We start from the raw sequence: 5708 nt of genomic DNA, 5'->3' as shown, positions 1-5708 counted from the left end.
ATCTTCTGTATATATCTGATTCGTTCTTCCTGTTTTCCCCATGAAAAATCCCCTCCAAGTTAAGTGTAACACCATCTTGTAAAATGGTCTTTTTTTCACTGTCTACTTGTAGGGGATAATATCAAATATAATATGGATCTTTTTTTGTTCAAATAGAGTTGTTCAAGAAAGATATCATTCCCCGTTCGAAAAAGTACACTTTTTCGAACGGTTTTTTTATTTATAAAATCAATCGATTTTAATGTTCGTTAAAGTCTCAAAATATTTTATAAACGTGGGGTTTTGTATGTAGTTTTACGAACGTTTTGATAGAACAATAGGAAAGAGGGTTTGAAAGGGAGTAAAAAAGTGGGTTCTGGTGCAAAAACTATGTCTCCATCAAATAGTTTTTGCACCAGAACCCAAATATCAATGATGTCGGTTTTCACTTCATCCAATAAACTTTTTAAATATATGGAATTGTTTGTCCTAATTCTTTACGTTTTCCAAACGATTTTGATAGCGTCCATTTACTCCCACGAACTTTACAATGTTCATAGTTGATCATATTTTAATAAAAATCATTTTAATTTAGAGTAACTGAAAAAAATCATGTATACTATGAAGAAAAAGAAATAATAAATAAGATCGTATTTAGTAGGAGAGATATTCGAAGTTTTTTACCTAATGTTAGTTATTCACAAGTTATGGTAAATAATATACGGGTAAATCACATCGAAATATTTATTATATTGGATGTATTGAATAATCTTTAAAAGTGATTTTCTCAATTTTTAAAATAGGAGAAGTTTCAATGTTGGATCTAATATATCAAATGGCTTGGCGAATGTGCATGATTGTTACGATTGCATTCTTGATTACTCGACTTACTTTTTTTCGGCAAATGATTTATCAGCGTTTAAGCTGGAAAGGTAAATTAGTTATGACTTTTGTTTTTGGTTTATTCGGGATAATCGGAAATTATACAGGGATTGTTATCCGTCCAGATATTTTCAAAACACAATTTGATTATTTAGATAATAATATGGAAACTTTTAAAGCAATTGCTGATACTCGCAATATAGGTGTTATTATAGGAGGTCTTCTTGGCGGCCCCGTAGTAGGCCTTGGCGCAGGAATTATTGCAGGAGGGCATCGATACCTTTTAGGTGGATTTATTAATACGGCAACTTTTTTTCTTACAGTATTAGGTGGATTCATTGCTGGTTGGATCAATCAGAAAATTGCTTATAGAGAAAGGATTCAGCCTTCACTTATTTTAATGATAAGTGTTTGTATCTTATTCATTCAAATTATTTTAATCCCTGTATTTATTGAATCACATAAAGTGGCAGTTCTATTAATAAAATTCACTGGACTTCCCATCATTATTGTTAATGGAATTGGAATTTGGATCTGTGCATTAATATTCTATAGTGTGTTACGTGAAGAAGAAAAATTAAGAGCAGTTCAGACCCAAAAGGCTTTATTTATCGCAAATAAAACATTACCATTTTTTCGTAAAGGTTTAAATGAAAACTCTAGCGAAAAAGTTGCCCATATATTAGCTACTCATACAAATGCAGATTCTGTTGCCATTACCGATTTAAATAACGTTTTGACTCATGTAGGAAAAGGAAAGAAAGATGATCACTTCCTGCAGGAAAATGATCAAGATGCAGTTAAACAAGTACTTCAAACAGGAAAAATTGTTACTTTACAGTCTATTAGCGAGTATAAAACTATAAATAGAAAGCGTCCATTAAAAGCGGTCATTATCGTCCCATTACTTGTTCGGGAAAAGCCTGTTGGCACCTTTAAAATGTATTATTCAAGACCTTATAAATTAAATGAAGCGGAACAGGAATTAGCTGAAGGGTTAATCATGTTGTTTTCCACACAGTTAGAAATAGGGGAGGTTGAGCGTCATAAGGAATTACTACAGAATGCGAAAATAAAAGCATTACAAGCTCAAATTCATCCTCATTTTCTTTTTAATTCCATTAATGTTATTGTCGCTCTTTGCAAAAGAGATCCCTTGTTTGCTAGGAAACTTCTCATTCAATTAAGTACCTTTCTTCGTAATAATACGAGTGCAACAAGCCAGACTTTAATACCTATTGAAAAGGAAATGGAAAGTGTAATGGCTTATTTCTCTTTAGAACAAGCACGATTTCCCGAACGATTTACCCTTAAAACATCTATACAATCTAGTCTTGAAACGGCATTGATCCCACCTTTTATCATTCAACCTCTAGTTGAAAATGCAATTGTTCATGGATTTTCAGAACGATGTAAAAAGGAAATTGTTGAAATAACTATATTCAATGAAGAAAGTTTCTTGAAAATTTCAGTTAGGGATAATGGTATAGGAATTTCTAACGAAAGATTGAAACTCATAAGTAACAAAGCAACTCCATCAAATAAAGGGACTGGGATAGCGATACAAAATATTAGGGAGAGGCTGTCATTAGTGTTTGGTTCAGAAGCTTCTTTTTCTATAAAAAGTCAGTTTAATAAAGGAACGATCATTACGATTGTTGTTCCGCTACAATATGAAAGGTAGGAAAAGTATTGTGATAAGTGCTTACTTGGTTGAAGATGAGATATTTGCTAGAGAATACCTTAAAGATTTACTTTCTCAAATCAGTAAAATAGAGGTGGTAGGAGAAGCGGATGAAATACAAAAAGCCATTTCGGAGATCCATCAATTTGAGCCCGAAGTTGTATTTTTAGATATTCATTTAGCAAAAGGAAATGGGATTGACCTAGCTAAAAACCTTCGTTCATTAAAAAAGCCACCTTTTATTGTTTTTGTAACCGCTTTCGAAAAGTACGCTGTAAAAGCATTTGGGCTTGATGCAGTGGATTATATCTTAAAGCCATTTGATGAAAAAAGAATTGAACATACAATAGAAAAAGTAGTAAAGTGGAATCAATTAAAAAAAGAAGATGACCAATCACAGATTGTAAAAGAAATAAGGCGGAGCAAAAATATAAATAAGCTTCCGGTAGTAAAAGATGAACGAATTATATTGGTGGATATCCAAAACATTATGTACATTGGAACAGAAAATCGCCAAGTATTTATAAAAACACTAAATGATAAGTACTTAATTGATTCCCTTCTATATGAAATAGAACAAAAATTAGAAAATTTTTCTTTCCTAAGAGTACATCGTGGATATATTATTAACCTTGAATATGTTAATGAAATAGAACAAGGGTTTAACGGTACCTATAATTTAATTTTTCGCGACGGGTCTAAAGCCCCAGTTAGTCGATCCTATATAAAAACCGTTCGCCAATACTTAGGCTTTTAACCAAATCTACCATTATACTTTTGAATATGGAATGAATGTGAACGTAACTAAAATTGTAAAGGTTTATCTTTAAAAAACTGACGTTTTATTTTACGTCAGTTTTTTAATGCTTACCGGAAAACTATAAAATTCTTGTACTGTGGATAGTGCTCGATATCCAGCATCAGCAGCCAGACTTTGTGAAAAGTCGGGTGCCTAGCCCCTTTAGGGAAAAAACAAAACCCCTTTTTCCTAGATCTAGCCGCTGATGAATTAAAGGTCAAGAACACCTTCTATTCATCAGCGTCTTATTTGCCCTAGTTTTGTTCAAGGCCGCTTGCGCTTTTACTTTTATCGCGTAAGCGACATACTTTTCTCATTATCCAACATCCATTAGATGCCATTCGTATATAAATGAAAGCGTTTCGGTTCAATATAAATACATTTCGTCATTAATTTAACCAAATGTACAAATGATTTTATATAATCTAAAATACAGAATAGTCACAATATTCTAGACAGTAAACTTAGAGAAGATTTCCTTAGAAAATAAGGATAATAAGTAAGGGTTTGTGATTATCCTCTGGATTGAAAGCGCTTTTATAAAAAGGTGTAAATTATGTGAAAATACTCAAGGAGGTACTTCAATGAATCATCAGTCGCAAGCAAAGCCAAAGAAATGGAAAGTACGTTATTCAGTTTTATTAGTATTATGGTTATGTTGGTTATTTTCATTCCTGGATCGTATGGTTATTACCATTGCCTTACCATTTATCGGGGAAGAGTTTAACTTAAATGCAACAGCTCAAGGATTACTATTAAGCATATTCTTTGCAGGTTACGCCTTGTTCCAGATTCCAGGAGGAATGTTATCAGATAAATTTGGTTTCCGTCGTGTCATGAGTATTGCCATTACTTGGTGGTCCATTTTTACATCTTTAACGGGATTTATTTTTTCTTTTCCTCTTTTGTTAGTGGCTCGTTTTGTTTTCGGTTTAGGTGAAGCGTGTTTACCTGGTGCATCATACAAAGGAATCGCTATGTACTTCCCTAGTAAGCAACGCGGTACAGCGACAGGAATCCAATCAACAGTAAACACTCTGGGACCGGCATTAGCGGCTATTGTAGCAGCAGCGATCATAGGTTTTTTTGGCTGGCGTGTAGTCTTTATCGTAATGGGTATTCCAGGTCTTTTCCTCGGAATTTATATTTGGTTAAAGTTAAAAGATAATCCAAAAGATCACCCCAAAATGACTAAAGAGGAACTTGCAGAATTAGATGAAGATTTAGACGGATATTCTGCAGCGAAAAAGAAATCTGATGTATCTTTTAAACAACTCTTAACAAAACCTATTTTATGGCAAATGTCGCTCATTTGGTTCTTCTTTGATATTACGTTCTGGGGCTTTACATCTTGGCTTCCTTCTTATCTGATCAACGAAAAAGGTCTTTCTCTTATGGACACAGGCATCTATAGTGCATTACCGTATTTAGTTGGTACAGTAGGGGTAGTTCTTGGTGGGTATTTATCAGACAAAGTAAAAGGAAATAGAAAATGGGTGTTTATCCCTAATGCACTAGCTGGTGGCTTAGCTTTATTTTTAATGTTCCAAGCTTCCTCTTTAACTATGGTTATCGTCTACCAATGTCTTGCAGCATTCTTTATGTTCATGGCTCAAGGTGGGTTTTGGGGGCTGGTTGTTGACACTCTTCCAGCAAAAATTATGGCATCCGGTTCAGCGACAGTTAACTGTTTTGGATCTATTGCAGGTTTCATCTCTCCATTCCTAATGGGTTACATGATTGAAACAAGCGGTTCATTTAATACCTCTTTCATCATGATGATAGCAGCTTTAGTTATAGCAGCTGTTACTGCGTTGACTATTGGCGGAAAGCCAAAAGAAGAACCTGTAAATTTAGAAACAGAGCTTAAAAGCACAATAATAGTGGATGATCAGGGGCATTTAGATGATATGTACAGAGGTCGATAAATTAGAAGGAAGAATCAATCAGATGAAAAAAAACTTGATCCAAATTTCAAAAGAAACTGGTTTAAATAGTTATAACACCATTTATTACAGTCAAAAATTAGACGAGCTCATCACGATTTATCAAAAATTAAAGATTGATAATATACAAAAGATTGATCAAAAATCCTGTATTGCAATTTAATATGGGATTTTTCTTTTGTCTTTTTTATTAGCAGATCCCCTTTCAATGCCGATAATTGGTTTTATGGTGCGACAAGAAGTCGCATTCACACAGTGTAGCTTACGCTACTCATCTAGATACAAAGATGATCTCCATCCGAAACTGCATATTTGGCAACAAATATGTAGGTTGCATGAGGAAATGCAGAAACAGAGGACAAGTGCATGGTCCGGAAAACTGCTAGGAGAAGATAGGTATGGTAAACGAAAGTGAAGG

General features: G+C 33.8%; 4 protein-coding genes. All 4 read left to right on the top strand.

The window, feature by feature from the left end:
- Positions 1-793: 793 nt before the first annotated feature.
- The 4 genes from K9V48_RS26885 (at position 794) to K9V48_RS26870 (ending at position 5453) form a co-directional block, all read left to right on the top strand.
- Positions 794-2545, top strand: coding sequence for a LytS/YhcK type 5TM receptor domain-containing protein (locus tag K9V48_RS26885; RefSeq protein ID WP_224142147.1), 1752 nt, complete (start codon positions 794-796; stop codon positions 2543-2545).
- Between the two features lie 10 nt (positions 2546-2555).
- Positions 2556-3302 (top strand): LytR/AlgR family response regulator transcription factor, encoded by a 747-nt coding sequence (locus tag K9V48_RS26880; protein WP_224142146.1) that lies wholly within the window; start codon positions 2556-2558, stop codon positions 3300-3302.
- Positions 3303-3928: 626 nt separating this feature from the next.
- Complete coding sequence (locus K9V48_RS26875; protein WP_224142145.1) at positions 3929-5272, top strand: MFS transporter; 1344 nt, start codon at positions 3929-3931, stop codon at positions 5270-5272.
- Positions 5250-5453, top strand: coding sequence for an aspartyl-phosphate phosphatase Spo0E family protein (locus tag K9V48_RS26870; protein WP_224142144.1), 204 nt, complete (start codon positions 5250-5252; stop codon positions 5451-5453). The genes K9V48_RS26875 and K9V48_RS26870 overlap by 23 nt, the downstream gene beginning before the upstream one ends.
- Positions 5454-5708: the final 255 nt, after the last annotated feature.

It is taken from the genome of Metabacillus rhizolycopersici (genome assembly GCF_020075705.1).
This window is presented reverse-complemented; position numbering and strand designations above follow the sequence as displayed.